This window comes from Formosa sp. F44, from assembly GCF_056238645.1.
Genome location: NZ_JBWDLJ010000005.1, coordinates 106,321 through 125,749 on the forward strand (window position 1 = coordinate 106,321; position 19,429 = coordinate 125,749).

11 protein-coding genes are annotated in these 19,429 nt (G+C 34.9%); 8 read left to right on the top strand and 3 right to left on the bottom strand.

From position 1 onward, the window contains the following. Positions 1 to 107 precede the first annotated feature (107 nt). Positions 108 to 1,874 (bottom strand): RagB/SusD family nutrient uptake outer membrane protein, encoded by a 1,767-nt coding sequence (locus tag AC0UBM_RS15755; RefSeq protein WP_475689257.1) that lies wholly within the window; start codon positions 1,872 to 1,874, stop codon positions 108 to 110. A 3-nt stretch (positions 1,875 to 1,877) separates the two neighbouring features. Beyond that, entirely contained in the window at positions 1,878 to 4,925 is a 3,048-nt protein-coding gene (locus tag AC0UBM_RS15760; protein ID WP_475689258.1) for a SusC/RagA family TonB-linked outer membrane protein, read from the bottom strand. 447 nt (positions 4,926 to 5,372) lie between these two features. Here AC0UBM_RS15760 and AC0UBM_RS15765 point away from each other — a divergent pair, with 447 nt between their 5' ends. Further along, entirely contained in the window at positions 5,373 to 6,386 is a 1,014-nt protein-coding gene (locus tag AC0UBM_RS15765; RefSeq protein ID WP_475689259.1) for a phosphatidylinositol-specific phospholipase C1-like protein, read from the top strand. Between the two features lie 3 nt (positions 6,387 to 6,389). Here the strand turns inward: AC0UBM_RS15765 and AC0UBM_RS15770 are convergent, their stop codons facing one another. Next, positions 6,390 to 8,972, bottom strand: coding sequence for a metallophosphoesterase (locus AC0UBM_RS15770; protein WP_475689260.1), 2,583 nt, complete (start codon positions 8,970 to 8,972; stop codon positions 6,390 to 6,392). A 458-nt stretch (positions 8,973 to 9,430) separates the two neighbouring features. Here AC0UBM_RS15770 and AC0UBM_RS15775 point away from each other — a divergent pair, with 458 nt between their 5' ends. From AC0UBM_RS15775 to AC0UBM_RS15805, 7 genes are all read left to right on the top strand, one after another. Next, complete coding sequence (locus tag AC0UBM_RS15775) at positions 9,431 to 10,360, top strand: dihydrodipicolinate synthase family protein (RefSeq protein WP_414035386.1); 930 nt, start codon at positions 9,431 to 9,433, stop codon at positions 10,358 to 10,360. A 245-nt stretch (positions 10,361 to 10,605) separates the two neighbouring features. Then, positions 10,606 to 12,189, top strand: coding sequence for an aldehyde dehydrogenase (NADP(+)) (locus tag AC0UBM_RS15780; RefSeq protein ID WP_475689261.1), 1,584 nt, complete (start codon positions 10,606 to 10,608; stop codon positions 12,187 to 12,189). A 33-nt stretch (positions 12,190 to 12,222) separates the two neighbouring features. Next, positions 12,223 to 13,230 carry a 4-hydroxyproline epimerase gene (locus AC0UBM_RS15785; RefSeq protein ID WP_475689262.1) on the top strand — a complete coding sequence of 336 codons (1,008 nt, stop codon included), beginning with the start codon at positions 12,223 to 12,225 and terminating at the stop codon, positions 13,228 to 13,230. A gap of 11 nt (positions 13,231 to 13,241) precedes the next feature. After that, entirely contained in the window at positions 13,242 to 14,489 is a 1,248-nt protein-coding gene (locus tag AC0UBM_RS15790) for an NAD(P)/FAD-dependent oxidoreductase (RefSeq protein WP_475689263.1), read from the top strand. Positions 14,490 to 14,839: 350 nt separating this feature from the next. Then, a complete protein-coding gene (locus AC0UBM_RS15795) occupies positions 14,840 to 16,534 on the top strand; it encodes a GMC oxidoreductase (RefSeq protein ID WP_475689264.1) in 1,695 nt (564 codons plus the stop codon). 2 nt (positions 16,535 to 16,536) lie between these two features. Next, on the top strand, positions 16,537 to 17,103 hold the full coding sequence (locus AC0UBM_RS15800; RefSeq protein WP_475689265.1) for a gluconate 2-dehydrogenase subunit 3 family protein: 567 nt from the start codon (positions 16,537 to 16,539) through the stop codon (positions 17,101 to 17,103). 989 nt (positions 17,104 to 18,092) lie between these two features. After that, entirely contained in the window at positions 18,093 to 19,325 is a 1,233-nt protein-coding gene (locus AC0UBM_RS15805; RefSeq protein ID WP_475689266.1) for an ROK family protein, read from the top strand. Positions 19,326 to 19,429: the final 104 nt, after the last annotated feature.

The following is a 19,429-nucleotide window of genomic DNA, read 5'->3' on the forward strand; positions in this document are numbered from 1 at the left end:
TTTGCAAGTCTGTATTTATCTGGAAACGATAGGAGAGATGACTGTGCTAAATAAAAAAAGGTAGCAATATGAATTGCTACCTTTTAATAGATGATTAAAAAGCCGGCTTAATTATATCCGAAATTTTGCTCAATGCCATCTGTAACATCAATAGTAGATTGTGGGATAGCAAAAACTCTTAAATACGGTTGCGTAGTGGCTTTAGCTGTATACGCTTTGTCGTAAGTGTTAAAACGAATCATTTGTTTTCTTCTGTACATTTCCCAATACATTTCAAATCCGATTTCGTTGTATAGAGTAACGTCATCTAAAGTTTCAAGGGCAACACCAGGAGCATTATCAAATAAAGCTTCTCGAGTTCTGCTAGTGCGCAATGTATTAATATCGGCTAAAGCAAGACCCGTTTCTCCTTTTCTAAAATAAGCTTCTGCGCGCATACAATACATACCTCCTAAACGATATAATGGAATATCTACAGCACTGTTACCGTTTCCATTTTCTGGATCAAATTCCCATTTAAAGTTACGTACACCTGCATTAATTTGATCTTGTGTTAAAATGGCTTCCGACGGATTGTTAAAATTCATTTCTGGCGTATAGTCCATAGGAATAGTCGTGTTCTTTTCCATGTATAATTTGCTAATTGCAATTCTTCCGTCTGCAGTCATATTAAAGCCTCCTTTTCCATCAAGTGTAGGTCCGTATTGTTGTCCAACTTGCAAACCTCTATTAAAATGTACTAAAGGTTTTCCTGTATCGGGTCTAATATCTTCTGCAGGTACACTAGTCGTTGTGCCATCGTTCATAAACCAAGTTCCATCGGCATACTGATAATATCTGTGGAATCGCGGATCGTCATGATTACCTTCCCAAGTCTTATAAAATTCAGGTCCCACATTAGAGCCATTAGTTCCTCTGTTGTCTGGAGTTTGTTTTTGCGCACGTCCGGTAGACATATAGGCAAAATCATTATCACTTCTTCTAATATTATCATTTTCCTGAATTACTGCAAAAATAATTTCAGATCCGTTAGAATTACTTAGTGCAAAATTGTCGAAGTAGTTGCTCTCTAAACTAAAGCGATCGTTAATTAATAACGTAGAATAGTAAATAACTTTATCCATGTCTGTCCCGTCGTTATCGACAGCAGTTTCTGTAAAATTAAAACTAGAAGAAGTATTATAACGATCTTTAAAAACAGCTCTGTTTAAATACATATCTGCTAACAAAGCATAAGCGGCTTGTTTTGTAAAACGGCCATTATAGGTTTGCTGTTCTCCTAAATTTGCAAGATTTGGAATGATAGCTTCTAAATCAGATATTAAATTATCTATTTCTGTATCTGCTTGAAGAAAAACTAAAGATTTATCGTCTGAAAATAAGTCTCTATATGGTGCTTGGTTAAATAAGTCCAAAGTATTGTATACATATAGAATTAATAAAGCTTTGGCTTCGGCCATGAATAAATCATAATTCGCATAATTTGGGTTTTCTTGTAAAGATTCAATGGCAATTAGCGTTTTAGTGATACCGCTATTTAAAGCATTCCATGTACCTGTAACTTGTGCATTAGTCGTTCCCCAAGTAAACTCTGTAAGGTCTCTCCATTTTCCACCATCTCCCCAGTCGCTTCCTCGAGTAGGTAGCATACATTCGTCGGTAGGATATTCTTGTAAACCAAAAACGCTACCATGATCTGTAAACGTACCATCTGCCAATTGTCCGTAAGCTGCAGCAATTGCACTCTCTGGATTAGATGTTTGTCCGCCAATGACTTCGTCTTTAACAACTTCATCTAAATCCGAGCAATTAAAAGCCAGCGCACTTAAGATGAAAGTGAACGTTATTTTTGATATTATATTGATAGTTTTCATAAATTATAATTTTAGTGTTGCACCTAGCATATACGTTTTAGATGATGGGTAAGTCGTGTAATCTATTCCTATAGATTGGTTTCCTCCAGAATTTCGCGGACTATTAATTAACGGGTCGTAACCAGAATAGTTAGTGATTGTAAATAAATTCTGAGCACTTAGATATAGGTTTAAACCTTGTAGCCATTCTAAATTAAGACGATCTGTATCTAAGGAGTATCCTATTCTTGCGTTGTTTAAACGTAGGAAATCTGATTTTTCTAAATATAATGTCGAAAGTTGAGGTGTGTTAGAATAACTAGCTCCAGCATTATAAAATTCTGAAAGGACATTTCTATCGGAAACAATGTTGTTAATGTTTAACGCTAAATTGGTATTGTTAACTAGTAAACCACCACTTTGTCCAATTAAAGAAAGACTTAAATCCCAACGTTTATAACTTAAGTTGGTGTTTATCCCGTAAGTGAAATTAGGTAGAGCACCTTCAAAAATCTGACGGTCGTCACTATTTATAGCGCCATCGTTATTAAAATCTTCAAAAATGTCTGCGCCATTCGCATCGAAACCTAAGTGTTTTAACATATAAAACGATCCTGCTTCGTAACCACTTTTATAAATGTTTGCAACTACTCCAGATAAACCTGGTCCTGCAACACTACCTGAATATAATTCTGAAACCGGTAAGTCTACTACCTCATTATCTAACGTTGCACCGTTTACATCTAGAGACCATGAGAAGTCGTCTGTACTTATAATTTGTGATCCTAAACTTAATTCAAAACCTTTATTTACAATTTCTCCACTAATGTTTTGCCACACTGTTGTTGTTGGGCTTAAAGGTTCGGCAGGAATGTTTAGAATGGCATTGGTTGTTGTTTTTGTGTAATAATCTGCAGAACCGTATAATTTGTTATTCCATAAACTAAAATCCGCACCAATATTTAATTGCGATACTACTTCCCATTGTAAATCTGGATTTGCAGTTCTGTTTACTACAATTCCATTTGTTATGCTCGGATCGTTATATAAGTAATATCCTCCTGCAGCCGATTGCGAATAACTGGCCTGGGTGATTTTGTTTTGTACTTCTTGGTTTCCTGTTTGTCCCCAACTAAGTCTTAGTTTTAATTGGTTAATCACATCAGAATCCATTAAAAACTGTTCGTTGTCTAAATTCCAACCTAATGCAAATGAAGGGAAATATCCATATTTGTTATTCTCACCAAAACGGGTCGAACCATCTGCTCTTACCGATGCAGTAATTAAATATCTGTCATCGAAATTGTAATTTACCCTACTAAAATAAGATTGTAATTCGTTTTCTTGAGCGTATCCACTTAAGCCATTCTGTTGCCCAGAATATCCAGGATCGTATTCTGGTTTAACACCTGTGCCTTTAGGATCTATTCCTGTAACAGAAAATGTTGTTCCAGAGAAATCGAATTTCTGATATGAAAATCCTCCTAAAACTTCAAAGTTGTTTCTATTAAATCCAAAACGATACGTTAAATAGTGCTCCATTAAAGTACTCTGAGACTCTAAATTTGTTTGAACGTAAGCACCTTCTGGCGTTCTATCTGTAGCATTTGGGTAAATAGTAGAATTACGTTCTGATACCGAACGGTCTACACCATAATTAAATTTATAGTCTAATCCATCAATTATTCTAAACGATGCTTCGGCATTTCCAAGAATTCGTACTGTATTGGTATGATCCTCGTAAATGTCCAATAAATACATCGGGTTATAATTCTGATTTAAATTAAAGTTGGTGTATTCGCCATCTTCATCAAATACAGGTTGTGTTGGGTTAGCCATTAAAGCATGGATAATTAACTGTCCATCAGAACCTGCATCAGAACCATTTGGCACTCCAGTTTCATTAATCTGGCTGGCAGTTAAATTTACCTTTACCTTTAATCGTTTGTTATCAAAGAAAGATTCTTCAGCATTTAAACGCGCCGTTACTCTGTCGAAACCACTATTATGTACAATCCCTTCCTGATCCATTAACGATAAAGAGGTGTAATAATTTCCGCTTTCTGTTTTAGACGAAAAGGAGAAATTGTTATTCTGAGTGATACCGCTACGAAGTAATTCGTCTTGCCAATCTGTGTTGCCTCCATGATCGTAAGCATCGTCATTTATAGCATTTCTGTAGTCGTCTGCTTCTAGGACGTCAATCTTTTTAATTACATTGGAAACACTTAAATAAGAATCTATCGTAATAGCTGCTTTGCCTGTTTTTCCTTGTTTTGTGGTAATAATAACAACACCGTTAGAACCTCTTGCTCCGTATATCGCGGCAGCAGATGCATCTTTTAACACTGTAATAGAAGCAATATCACTAGTGTTAAGGAAGTTTAGTGGATTCTTTGCGCTAGAATTTCCAAGTCCAAAATTAGGACTAGGCGCACTCACATTTGTATTACTTAAAGGAACACCATCTACTACAAATAAAGGTGTGCTACCACTTCTAATAGAACCTACACCACGAATAGAAACGTCTACACCAGAACCTGGTTCTCCGTTAGAAGGAATTACACGTACACCTGCAACTTTACCTTGTAATAAATTATCTGCAGAAATATTTACACCTTCCTTAAAGTCGTTAGACGATAATTGAGTTACAGCACCTGTAAGATCTTTCTTTTTTTGCTGACCATATCCTACAATTAAAACCTCGTTTAACACAGCGCTAGAAGGTTGTAAGGTAATGTTTAGGTAGTCGGCATCTATAACAACTTCCTGGGTTTCATAACCGATAAATGAAATTTGTAATGTTTGTCCGTAGCTGGCTTCGATAGAAAATTCACCGTCAAAGTTGGCAGAAGCACCTATGGTTGTATCTTTTATTAAAATAGAAGCGCCTAATAAGGGAACGCCAGTTTCGTCTACAATTTTACCTTGTATCGTTTTTTGAATCGCTTTATTAGACGTTTTGTTTTTTGAGGCTGTGGCAGTACTTGTGTAACCCGTTTGGTATACAAGCAAGAATAATATTAAAAAAGTTATATTTTTTAATAGAAATAAATTATTTTTATTATACATATTTAAGTTATTGGTGTTACAATGCTTAATTAATAGGCCGTAGTTGTTCGTAGCAACTATGGTTTTTTGTTTTGAGGAAAGTTTATACGTATTTTTAATTCATTAAGTGAGTAAAGATTTTAGAGGTTAATTGGAAGTCGTTAACAAAACTTTATAGGTTTTAATCGTGTCGCAAATTAATGAAATCTTAAGCTCTCAAATTTTAGCTAATAGTTATGCAACTGTTAAATAAACAGTGTGGTGTAAATTATACTGAAAAATGTTAATGTGTTGTTGTGTAGTAGTTTAATGGTTTTGTGTGGGTCACTTAAACATGTTAAGTTTTTACATTTTGTTCTTAATTTACTAACATGAACTTAATGGATTAGTGGTAATTTTGGCCACTAATTTTTTTTAGTTATGAAATATTATTTGTCCTTATGTTTATTGTGTATTCTATGTTTAAAAGTGAGATCTCAACACGATGCTTTACGCATTAATCAGCTTCAAGTTATTGGTTCTCATAACAGTTATAAAAAAGAAATAGAGCCTAAACTATATCGTTTTTTAGAAGAAAAGGATACCACCAATAGTATACAATCTTTACAGTATACCCATATACCTATATTAGGGCAGTTAGATATGGGATTACGAAATCTTGAAATAGATGTTTATGCCGATTCTAAAGGAGGGACGTATGCAAATCCAAAAGGATTATCTCTAGCACAACCAGATGAGGTATTCGATCCTAATAAAGTCATGCAAAAACCGGGATTTAAAATTTTACATGTTATAGATATCGATTTTAGAACGCATTATTATACTCTAGATGCTTGCTTAAAGGATATAAAATCATGGTCTGAGGCGCATCCTAATCACGAACCTATTTTTGTAACATTAGAAGCTAAAGACGGAAAAACAAATATGTTTGGCACACAGCCAGAAGAATTTACAACATCACTTTTTGCAGAACTCGATAATGCACTAAAAAGCGGTTTAGGAAGTGATAAATTAATAACTCCGGATAATGTTAAAGGTAAATATGAAACTCTAGAGCAGGCAGTGTTAAATAATAACTGGCCAACATTAAAAGACGCTAGGGGAAAGTTCTTATTTATTTTAGATGACTCTGGTAGAAAACGTGATTTATATATTAAAGGGCATCCATCGCTTAATAATCGTGCTATGTTTGCAAATGCAAATCCAGGAACGCCTGAAGCGGCAACTTTATTTAGAAATAATCCAGAAGATAAGTCCATAAAAGATTTAGTGTCTAAAGGATATATAATAAGAACGCGTGCAGATGCAGGTACCAAAGAAGCACGATCTAACGACTATTCTCATTTTAATATGGCAAAGGATTCTGGTGCACAAATTATCACTACAGATTATTATTTGCCTAGTAAATTATTTAAAAGCGATTATCATATTTCATTTAAAAACGGGACATATGTTAGAAAGAATCCGGTTACAACAAAGTAAGTACTAGTTTTCTATAGCTTTTAAAGCTCCTGTATTATAATCTATAACAAAATGATTAGCAGGGGCACCGTTTAAGAATTTTAAAAAGATTGAAGAAAAGGTTAATAATTTCTGTCTGATATCGTCGTTTTTATTCGGAGATAGCGTCAACTTATAAGTATCAAATAGCCATTTATATATGGCTATTTGTTTGTCTCCAATATCGTTAATTGCTAAAACATCAGCATTCCGAATTCGGTAAAAATCAAATATCATATCAAAGCCAGTCCAGTCTTTAAAATCCTCTACTGTTAAATCGGAGGTTTGTAAAGCCAATACAGCTTTGTTTTCGGCCATTTCCCAATCTAACTTATATTCGGTTTTGTTTAGACATAAGGTTTCAATTGAGATATTAGTATCTAAGTAAGGTAGCAGAAGTAAATCTTTAGCGGTGATATTTAACATGAAATCCTTAAAACTCGGAGCCCATTCTTTTAGAAATCTTAAGCGTACTAGTTCTTTTAAATGAAACATGGTAAAATCATGATACGACGTACTGTTTAAAATTTCATGATTCCATAAAGGGTTTCCTTGCGAAATTAAATGCTTATATTCCTTTTCGTAAAGTGGAAATAAATCATCAAAATTAGGAACCTGATTAACTTGTATAGTGCTCACTTCAATCTCATTATTGGCTTTTATTTTTAATATTTTATAACCTGGAATATACGCGGCAATAGATGGTGTTTGTATATTAATTAAAGACTTTTCGTTTTCAAAGGTTCTCACGCCAGTGTCGTTAATGTGCATATGTCCTGCTACATGGATTTTTATTCCGGCATCAAAAAATATTTTAGAGACCGCTTCCTGAGGTACACGTTCTAATTGCCATTTTTTACCTTCGAAAAAGGATTCTAATTCTTTTGATGCATCATCGTTAAAATCAATCATCGGGTAATGGCTAAAAGCAATAAGTGTTTTGTTTAATCGCTTGGCTTCCGAGGCAACCGTTTTTACCCATTGTATAAGGTGTGTTTTATGAGTAATTACATTGTTATATCCTATACTAGCGCCGCTGTAATTTTTCGGGTCTAAAGCGTGGCTTGCAATAGAATCTTTTGGTAAATACACATTGGCATCTAAAGCGAGTAGCCATACGTTTGGTGTTGGTTCTACAACATAGCTAGCGTCGGGAATGGTGTATCCTGGCGCCATATTATACATTCTATTATTTAATGTGCTTTGCTGTAATGCTGTTTTATAAGTGTAAGTCTCGGGTGTATATTTAGAGAAGGGAGTAGCCCAATACAGATGGTTTTCTTGAGGGAAAAAACCAAAAGATTGTAAATGATTAAGAACGCCTGTGTACCCTAATTTTTTAATGTCTTTAGAAAGAATGACAGGAAGGTCGGTTTTTAATGGCTTATAACTATAAATAGCTTGAGCCTGTCCGTCTGTTCCCATAAAATCAGATTTTCCAGAATCTTGAGCAAGAGGTCCAACAGGGTCGTGATTACCGGTGGTTATAAAAAATTGCATACCATAAGTTGTTTCGTAAGACTGGAGAATGTGTTGCAAACCTTTTAAATGAATGGCTTGGCCGTCGTCGGTATAATCACCCGGTAAAGCGACATACTTTATGCCTTTGTTTACCATATCATCTAAGGCCGCAAATAGTGCAAAATAATTCTCGTTAAAGATTCTTGTAGAATGCAATTGCGCATCCATTGTTCTTAAAAGTGTGTGCTTATTGGTCCTGTCATTGTATATTCCTTTATAATCGTTATCCGAAAATTCGCCATAAATATCTTGAAAGTGTATATCCGAAATAAAAGCAATTTCTATAGCTCTTGTGGTCGCATTTAGAGTATTAAAATAGTTAGCGCATTCTAGCGGCTGATCTGTGTTTATAAAATCTACGCCCATTCTATAAAAAGTATTCCAGGCCAATGGCGTGTCTGGAGCACCCCAAAAGCGAAATGGTTTATGGTGTGCGTGTGCTTGGTTTACAACATGTTTTAAGGTATTAAAATCTGTTGTCGGAATAGAATCCTGACCTTTCCAAGACGAGAAATTTGCGTAGCTAAGACTTATTAATGCAATTTTATTCAGTGCTTTTTTAGGAATTGGCTCTAAGCTTTGGTAGTCGAATAGTATATAATCAGGATAGGTATTGTAATCCTCTAATTCGGGTCTATGTCCCGAAATAACAACACTCAGTTTTGGGTTACTTGTGAGTTCAGGATATGTTTTTAATACCGTCTCAATAGCATCAAGTGTGGCGTATGCTTCAGATTTTATATCGATTAAAAGTTGGATCTGCTGTTCGGCCCCTAAGTGGGTTTTATAAACTTTACTTAAAGGTGCTAAGTATAAAGATTCTAAGGTGTTTTGTGACTTAATTTCATGGGCTTCGTGCGTAGCGTATAAAGTGTCGTTTTTTAAAAACACATCCACTTCTATAGATTCTAAACCACTATTATAAGCTTTCCAAAAGGGTAAAAGCTGACTGTAATCGTTGTGAGAATGAATCTTGTAAGGTGCTTGAGCAAAGCAAGAGCAGGATAGAAAAATAAAAATGTAAAATATTGGGCGAGATAAAGACATGAACAACCGTTTTACTTGAAAAATTAACTAATAAAATTACAATTAGTCGGCCTACTATTTGTGCTTCATGTATTATCTATCTATTAAGGATTACTGCTTCAGTATTTACAAATAGTTAAGGAATTTAGTAACGCGTGGAGTGTTATAATCTTTAATTAATTATGGCAGTACATTTAAAACCTACCACTTTATAATAAGTCTCGGTTAGGGGAACATTCATGCTAGTTTTTAGACAAAATATAGGTTCATTCTAGACTGGTTGGTCATGAAAAATATTAAATTGAATTTCAACGGATTAGTTGAGTCAAATACTGGTTCTGGTTGTTTTATTTTTAATAAGGGCTAATTTTTTATGAAACTAGGGCAAAATATGTAAAATAGTATCAATTATAGATAAAATACATTATTTTGAAAGTTTTAGTATTCTATATTTTTGAGTAAATTAAAAAACAGAATTTATGAGTTTTAAATGGGAAGGCGTTATGCCAGCGATTACAACACAATTTACAGATAAAGATGAATTGGATTTAGAGTTGTTTAAGGTTAATATTAAAGCACAATTAGATGCAGGTGTCCATGGTCTTGTATTAGGAGGTACTTTAGGTGAAGCTAGCACATTAACAGATGAAGAAAGACGTATTTTAACAAGAGAAGCTGTTGCGTTTACAGAAGGAAAGGTGCCTGTTTTAATGAATATTGCAGAAACAACAACTAAAGCGGCTATAAATTTAGCAAGAACTGCTGAAGAAGATGGAGCCGAAGCTTTAATGATACTGCCTCCAATGCGATATAAAGCATCAGACGAAGAGGTTGTTGAGTATTTTAGAGCTATTGCAGACAGTACGTCATTGCCAATAATGATTTACAATAACCCTACAGATTATAAAATTTTAGTGACTCTAGATATGTTTGCCGAATTGGTTGAATTGTGTCCAAACATTCAAGCGGTAAAAGAATCGACTAGAGATACAACAAATATAACTAGAATTAAAAATCGTTTTGGAGATAGACTAGCTATTATGACTGGAGTAGATACTTTAGCATTAGAAAGTTTATTATTAGGTGCAAACGGCTGGGTAGCTGGTTTAGTTTGTGCATTTCCAGCAGAAACTGTTGCTATTTACGAACTTCAAAAAGCAGGACGTATTCAAGAAGCTCTTGAGATTTACCGTTGGTTTATGCCATTGTTAGAGTTAGATATCCACCCAAAATTAGTGCAGTACATTAAATTTGCAACGTTACATACAGACATTGGTTCTGAATATGTAAGAGCGCCAAGATTAGTGTTACAAGGTGAAGAGCGTGCAGAAATAGAAAAAATTATTACAGATGCACTTGCAGTAAGACCAACATTACCAGAGTATAAAAACTTAAGTGTAATAGCTTAGAAATAATCATGTTTCTAATAGATAAAATGTTTGATTTTATTGTTTATTTTAAACGGAAAAGTCAAACATTTATCTTTATTTTAACATGTACTTTGTTTAGTATCGTCAAATTTATTAGTAATATTTGATGAGGTTTAAACAAAAATAAATCGATTAGTAATTGTGTTATAGTTGTAAATTACAAACCTACTAAAACGAATTAATAATTAAACAAGATCCCTAATTCGGATTAAAAAACAAACTTGATGATAACAGGAAAAAATTATATAGGTAGCCAACTATCTGCAAAAGGCGAAAACGTATACAAAACATTTAATCCACAATCAAATACCGAAAATGAGCACGTGTTCTATGCTGCAACTTCAGAAGAAATAGATGAAGCTGTGACATTAGCGTCAGAAGCATTCGAGGTAACCCGATCACTTTCAGGATTAAAAAAGGCGGCGTTTTTAAATGCAATTGCAGACGAAATTTTAGCACTTGGAGATGAGTTATTAGATATGTATTGTGCAGAAACAGGCTTACCTGCAGGACGTGCGCAAGGAGAACGTGGAAGAACCATGTTTCAGCTACGTACTTTTGCCGATTTAATTACCGAAGGTTCATGGGTAGATGCAAGTATCGATACTGCAATACCAGACAGAGAACCTTTACCTAAATCAGATTTACGTAAAATGTATGTGCCATTAGGGCCTATAGCTGTTTTTGGAGCTAGTAATTTTGCTTTAGCATTTTCTACAGCTGGAGGAGATACTGCTGCTGCATTTGCTGCAGGTTGTCCAGTAATCGTAAAGTCACACCCAATGCATGCGGGAACAGGAGAATTAGTGTCATCTGCAATAATTAAAGCGGCCGAAAAAACAGGAATGCCAAACGGAATTTTCTCTAATATTAATAGTAATGGTATCGAAGAAGGATCATTATTAGTGAGTCATCCAAAAGTAAAAGCAGTTGGTTTTACAGGAAGTATTCGCGGTGGTAGAGCATTATACGATTTAGCAACAAAAAGGGATGAACTTATTCCTGTGTTTGCCGAAATGGGAAGTATAAATCCTGTTGTAGCGCTTCCAAAAGCTTTAGAAAATAAAGCAGAAAGTTGGGCTAAAACTTACGCTTCTTCTATTGCTATGGGTACAGGACAATTCTGTACTAATCCAGGGCTGTTATTAGGGGTTAAAGGTGAAAGTTTAGATAATTTTATTTCTATTTTATCAAAAGAGTTTGTTAACATAGATCCAACATGTATGTTACATCCAAACATACTTGAGGCTTATAACAATAATAAATCTAAAGCTTTAGAGCAACCAGAGTTAGATATTGTAGCCGATTACACTGCTGAGGTTAAACCTAATTACGCGAAGCACGCTGTGGCTACCGTTCAAGGGAAAACCTTTATAGCAAACCCGACATTACATCAAGAAGTTTTCGGACCGTACTCTATAATTGTACAGTGTGAAGATATGGCGGAATTAGAAACTATACTTTCTAAATTAGAAGGTCAATTAACAGGAACATTAATTGCCGACGACAATGAAGCTACCAATTATCCAAAAGTAATTGCAGCTTTACAAAATAGAGTTGGACGTATTATTTTAAACGGAATGCCAACAGGTGTCGAGGTGTGCCCTTCTATGGTGCACGGAGGTCCATATCCTTCTTCAACAGATTCTAGATTTACATCTGTAGGAGTAGACTCGATTAAGAGATGGGTAAGACCGGTTAGTTTCCAAGATTGGCCAAACGATTTATTACCAGATGCACTTAAAAACGAAAACCCTTTAAATATTTTAAGGCTGGTAAATAGTGAAAAAACAAAAGATGTAATTTAAAAAATATTGAAAATTTAGCGGTTATAAAATTGAATGAAAAACAGCTTTAAATGTATTGATGCGCATACCTGCGGAAACCCAGTAAGAGTGGTGGAAGCAGGTGGGCCAATGTTGAATGGCGCTACCATGAGCGAAAAACGACAACATTTTCTAAAAGAGTATGATTGGATTCGTAAAGGACTCATGTTTGAGCCTCGCGGTCATGATATGATGAGTGGTAGTATTTTGTACCCGCCAAATAATCCGGAAAACGATTTTGGAATTCTATTTATCGAAACCTCAGGATGTTTACCCATGTGCGGTCATGGGACTATTGGTTCTGTAACTATAGCTATCGAAGAAGGCTTAGTTGTCCCTAAAATACCAGGAAAAATTAGAATGGAAGCGCCCGCTGGATTAGTAGATATTGAGTATCAGGAACTAGATGGTAAGGTAAAATGGGTTAAATTAACTAATGTAAAAAGTTTCTTAGCAGCGGAAAATTTAACCATTGATTGTCCCGAGCTAGGCGCACTAACCTTCGATGTGTCTTATGGCGGTAACTACTACGCAATTATAGATGCTCAAGATAATTTTTCTGGAGTTCAAGATTTTACGGCGAGTAAATTAATTCAGTTTTCTCAGGTTATTCGAGATAAAATCAATCTTAAATATCCTGATATGTTTATCCACCCAGAAGATCCTACCATTAAAGATGTATCTCATATTATGTGGACGGGAACACCAATAGATCCAAAATCTTCTGGACGAAATGCCGTGTTTTATGGTGATAAAGCGATCGATAGATCGCCTTGCGGTACAGGAACATCTTCTAGATTAGCACAATTACACGCTAAAGGGAAATTAAAAAAAGGAGAAGATTTTATACACGAAAGTTTTATTGGCTCGACATTTATTGGTCGCGTAGAGGAAGAAACATCTTTAAACGGAACATTAGCGATTATTCCTTCTATTAAAGGATGGGCAAGAATTTACGGCCATAATACTATTAGTATTGACGATAAAGACGATCCATATGCACATGGATTTCAAGTGATTTAAATACCTATTAAATGAGTAAAAATATTGTAATTATTGGTGGAGGTATTACGGGATTGTGTTCTGCATATTACCTTCAAAAAGAAGGGCATCAAGTCACCGTCTTAGATCAATCAGATATGGCATCGGGGGCATCTCATGTAAATGCCGGATATATAACGCCAAGTCATTTTATATCTTTGGCGGCTCCAGGAATGATTACAAAAGGAATTAAATGGATGTTTAATGCTGCAAGTCCGTTATACGTAAAACCCAGATTAGATATGGATTTTATTAATTGGACTTTAGCGTTTAAAAAATCGGCAACACCGGCCAAAGTTGAAAAGTCTATTTTAGCGATTAAAAATATTAATTTATTTTCTCGAGATCTTTACGAGGATTTAAAACAATCTGCCGATTTTAATTTCCATTACGAACGTAAAGGCCTTTTAATGTGTTATAAGTCTGATGAGGTTGGAGAAGAAGAATGGCATGTTGGACAACGTGGTATTCAGGAAGGTTTAGGGGTTAAAAACTTATCGGCTAAAGAGGTTCAGGAATTGGAACCTCATGCCAATTTAAATGTTAAAGGTGCTGTGTATTATGATTGTGATGCGCACATGACTCCTAATTATTTTATGAAAGATATGCTGGCTTATTTAAAAGCAAACGGAGTTATTTTTCATAAGAATGAAACTGTAACCGACTTAAAGTTTACAAATAAGACGATCACAGAAGTTGTTACAGATCAGAGGACATTACAACCCGATCAGGTGGTTCTAGCCGCCGGAAGTTGGAGTCCGTTAGTCTCTAAAAAACTAGGGGTTAAAATACCTGTTCAGGCAGGAAAAGGTTACAGAATAAACGTAAATAGAGAAACTCATATTACCATTCCAGCTATATTATGTGAAGCTAAAGTAGCGGTTACACCTATGGATGGTTTTACACGTTTTGCGGGTACCATGGAAATAGCAGGGATTAATAATACTATAAATCCAAAACGGGTAGATGCTATTGCAGCGGCTGCTAAAAATTATTATAACCATTTAGAAATTACTTCAGAAGAAAAAGAACAGGCACAATGTGGCTTAAGACCATGCTCGCCAGACGGATTGCCATACATTGGTAAATCGTCTAAATGTAATAATTTAATTATTGCAACGGGACACGCTATGATGGGGTGGAGCTTGGGGCCAGCAACAGGAAAGTTAGTTTCAGAAATGGTTTCAGATAAAAAAGTGTCGTTAGATGTGTCTTTTTATCACCCAGATAGAAAATTTTAATTTTACGGATGTGTTTTTTTTTCAAAAAGGAATTGTTGTGTTTTTAATATAATTTTTTTGAATACAAAGCCGTAAAAGTAATTATAAATTAAAATAATGCGAATATCAGAATCTAGGTGTGATTTTGAATATTTATGTGTAAATACATAGGCCAAATTTTAATGGTGAGACCCATGTGGTAAACGTTAAATATTTGTGTGTTTTGCTTATTTGCACTAAGTTTAAAGCGGGTTTACAGTAGTTATGGAGTTCTTTTCCGTGGCTGTAAAAATATAGCTTTAATAGCTCAGCGTGATTACTTATTAATTATGCTATAATAGATTTTATTTTAACAAAAAAATAGTTTACAATTGGAAAAGGAGTTTGATGCCATTGTTATTGGAACTGGTATTTCAGGTGGTTGGGCCGCTAAAGAATTATGTGAAAATGGCCTAAAAACATTAGTTTTAGAACGTGGTAGAATGGTAGAGCATGGAGAATATCCGACTGCTGAAAAAGATGATTGGGAGTTTGAGCATAGAGGACAAGCAACTACCGAAGATATTAAAAAGCAAGAGAAGCAAAACCGTACGGGTTTTGTTACCAAAGAAGCTTACAAACATTGGTTTGTAGACGATTTAAAACATCCATATAACGAGGAAAAACGCTTTGATTGGATTCGTGGCTATCACGTAGGTGGAAGGTCTCTTACTTGGGGAAGGCAAGCGTTGCGTTTTAGTGATATAGATTTTGAAGCTAATAAGAAAGAAAACATAGGTGTAGATTGGCCTATACGTTATAAAGATATCGATCCTTGGTACACAAGAGTAGAAAAATTTATAGGCGTGTGTGGCGAGAAGCTGGGATTGCCTCAATTACCAGATGGTTATTTTTCTCCAGCGATGGAGCTAAATGTGGTCGAAAAGCATTTTAGAAGTGAAATAACTAAGGCATACGACAATAGAACTTTAACCATGGGGCGATTTGTTAACCTAACTGGCGATGTCAAGCATGAGGGACGGTACAATTGCGCGTATCGTAATAGATGTATGCGAGGGTGTCCTTTAGGCGCTTACTTTAGTAGTAATTCTTCAACGTTACCTGCTGCCGAAAGAACCGGTAATATGACATTAAGAGTGAATTCCGTGGTGTACGAAATTGTATACGACGACAAAACTAAAAAAGCCACAGGAGTAAAAATTATTGACGCCATAACAAAAGAAAAAATCGAGTATAAGGCTAAAGTTATTTTTTGTTGTGCTTCTGCTATAGCCTCTACAAGTATTTTGTTGCAATCTAAATCCGAAAGATTTCCAAACGGAATGGGTAACGATAGTGGGGAACTGGGACGTAATTTAATGGATCATCATTTTAGAGTTGGAGCTACGGCCGAAACCGATAAGTTTTCGGATGTTAGTTATATTAATAATAGACCAACAAGTTTTCATGTGCCAAGATTCCGAAACATAGGAGATTCTGAGGATTCTAAGAATAAATTTTTAAGAGGATATTCTTTTCAAGGAAGTGCTAGTCGTACAGATTGGAAACGTGGTATTAAAGAATTAAGTTACGGTAAAGAAGTAAAAGACGAACTTTTAAAACCAGGAACATGGCGTATTGGTATGGTTGGTTTTGGAGAATGTTTACCTTATCATGAAAATAAAATGACCCTTAACTACGAGAAAAAAGACGAGTGGGGTTTACCAACAGTAACGTTCGATGCAGAGTTTAAGGAAAACGAAATGCTAATGCGTGAAGATATGTTGAAAGAAGCCATTAAAATGTTAACCCAAGCCGGTTTTAAGAACGTTAAAGGGTATAATCATACCGAATCATTATGGTTGGGGCATGCTATTCACGAAATGGGTACTGCTAGAATGGGGCGAGATCCAAAGACATCTGTGCTTAATGAATTTAATCAAGTTCACGCTGTGCCTAATGTGTATGTTACAGATGGGGCGTGTATGACGTCTTCTGCAAATCAGAATCCTTCACTTACTTATATGGCTTTATCGGCTAGAGCCGCAAACCATGCCGCTACTCAAATTAAAAACGAAATATTTTAATTATGGAAAGAAGAGTCGCCGTTAAAAATATGCTTTTCGCACTTGGAGCAACGGTTAGTGCGTCTACAGTTTTAAGTATTTTTGGATCGTGTACAGAGGATGCAAAAACAGGATGGGTATCTACTTTTTACGATCCTTCAGAGATTAAGGTTGTCCATAATTTAGTCGATATATACTTGCCTAAAACATCAATTGTAGGTGGTAAAGATTTAAATCTAGCTCAATTTGTAGACATGATGTCCGAATCGGTTTTAGATGAAGAGAAACAATCCGAAGTTAAATTGGGATCTAAAGTATTTATAGCAAGATTTGAAGAGAAATTCGATAAGAACATTGCCAATGGTTCTAAGGAAGATTTTGAAGCTTTTATTGCGCTTTACATGAATGTGCCTAAGGATAAAGAAGATAAAGTCTTTCAGCTTTTAGATACTCCAGATTATAAACTGTTGCCTAAATCCCTACAACAAGATTATCTGCTTTATACTTTTTTAACTACAGTAAGAACCTATAGCTTCTTAGGATTTTATACTTCAGAGATTGTTGAAGATAAAATAATGGAGCTGACTTAAAGCTAAATCTAGTGTAGTGTTAGGTAAATTATAATTCAAGACACGTGATATCTCTTCACGCTGTCTGTATCAAAAATTAAAATAATCGTCCTTCTGAAAGTGTATTCAGAGGGACGATTGCATTTGTACCCATGTCGTAATACTCTTCAATAGTCGACATGTAATGGCGTTCACCGGTTTTGTAGGAACGGTGTGGTAGGCACTCCCATGTGTTAAAGTCTGTCTTGTTTATAAAAACAGTGAACTACGCTGTGTTGATTAAGGCATGATTTGGCGTGTTAGTTAATTGTAATACAACAATCGAAGACGTGGTAGTCTTTATGTAATTATATATAATTATTGGTTTAAGTGGCGTATATGGCACTGATTTTGTTGAGGTAGAACATTTATTTTAAAAGTATTAAAAAGTAAATTAATTAGCTTAAAGTAGGGTGTTTATAGAGGATTTATATTCTGAAATTCAGTTATTTTTAAGGGCTTAAAAAGATAGATTGCAGTAATACTGTAGGGTTTTAAGTGCAATATTCTTCGTTAAAGTACGTGACTATCTCGAGATCTAATTCTTATTGATATAAGGTGTTTAAGTAGAGTATTGTAATAAAATGGAATGTTAAAAGTGTGTCGCAAAGGCTCTTAGGAATCGTGTGTGAGTTGATCCGGTTTTGGTTTTAACATTGTGTATTTCTAAATATTTTAAGAAAAAACATGAATTATAATAGCTTATTTGATCAAGTCTTAATAAAAATCTCAAAATTTTATAATATGTATCACAAAGTATTAGTGATAAAATATAGGGTTTTTAAGTTGTTGAAAGTCAATATTATATGTATGTTTATCGTGGCATTTAAAATTCTGGTTGTTGTGATTTAATTATACAGATTTTAAATATTTAAACCTCGTGTAGTCATTTAAATGATAATAGTTTTCATTTAATTGTGCTATATTGTAAAAAAAACTTACTTTAATGCCTTTAAAAAGTATCGCTATATATGAGTAAAGAGTATAAAAAGATGGATGTTGCACTTTTACATCTCACAAATAAAAAAGTGATTTTAAAGCTGATAAAAGATAATGTTCAAATTAGCAGATCTGCACTTTCGAAAAAATCTGGATTAACACCGCCAACTATAACTAGGTTGGTAGACGAGCTTATGCATGTAGACCAACTGGTTGAAAGCATAGGGCTAGGAGATTCTAGTGGAGGGAGACCGCCTTTAATAGTTAAATTAAAAAACGAAAATAATTACCTTATTGGTATCGATTTAGGAGCTACATATATTAGGGGATGCTTGGTAGATCTAAATGCTAATTTTGTGTCGGAAATGCAAGTATCGACAGAGTTAGAGAAAGGTTTTGAAAGTATTGTTGAAAAGTTAGTTAAAATTGTAGAGAAATTTCAGAAACGAAAGAATCCTGACGATAAGATTTGGGGTGTTGGATTAGGTGTTGCCGGTTTAGTAAATAGTGAAACTGGAATCATCGAATCTTCTCCAGATTTTGGATGGACAAATATCGATTTAGGTAAAGAATTAGATAAGCGATTAAATTTGCCATTCTTCTACGATAACTCTACGCGTTTAATGGCGTTAGGGGAATTGAACATGGGAATTCGTGAGAATCAGAAAAATTTCGCAATCATTAACATGGGGTATGGTATTGCGTCTGGTTTGGTGGTCGAAGGTACTCTGCTTAAAGGGTATTCTGGGTTTGCCGGCGAATTTGGCCACATATCTGTAGATACCGATAGTGAGGTGCAGTGTAAGTGTGGTATGTATGGGTGTTTGGAGGCTTTAGCTTCCGGTCACAGAATTACATCTTTAGGTAAAGCTGCGGTAGAGAATAATGAATCTGAGTTATTAAAAGAACTTGCTAGAGGAGATAAGGAGCTCATAACAGCAGAGCTAGTGGCGCTTGCGGCCTTGCAAAACGATCCTGCATCTCTTAAAATATATAACGACGTAGCTGAATATCTATGTAAAGGTATCGGGGCTATTTCCAATTTATTAAATCCGGAAACCGTTTATATTGGTGGAGGGGTGTCTTTAAATGGGAATTTGTTATTTGATCTAATTGAGAGCAAAAAAAATAAATACCTACTGCCTTCTAGTGCGAAAGTTAAAATCTTACCAGCCACTCATGGCGATCAAGCCACAACAATTGGTGCAGTTGCCTTGGTGTTAGATAAGATGATGAATTTAGAATTAACTAATCCAAAAAAATAATATAAGCGCGCTATGTCTTAAATACGAGTCGTTGTGCCTTTAAATTTGAATCCAGATAACATAAGAATGAAAAAATATGAGCTTATACCATTATTGATTTTTTT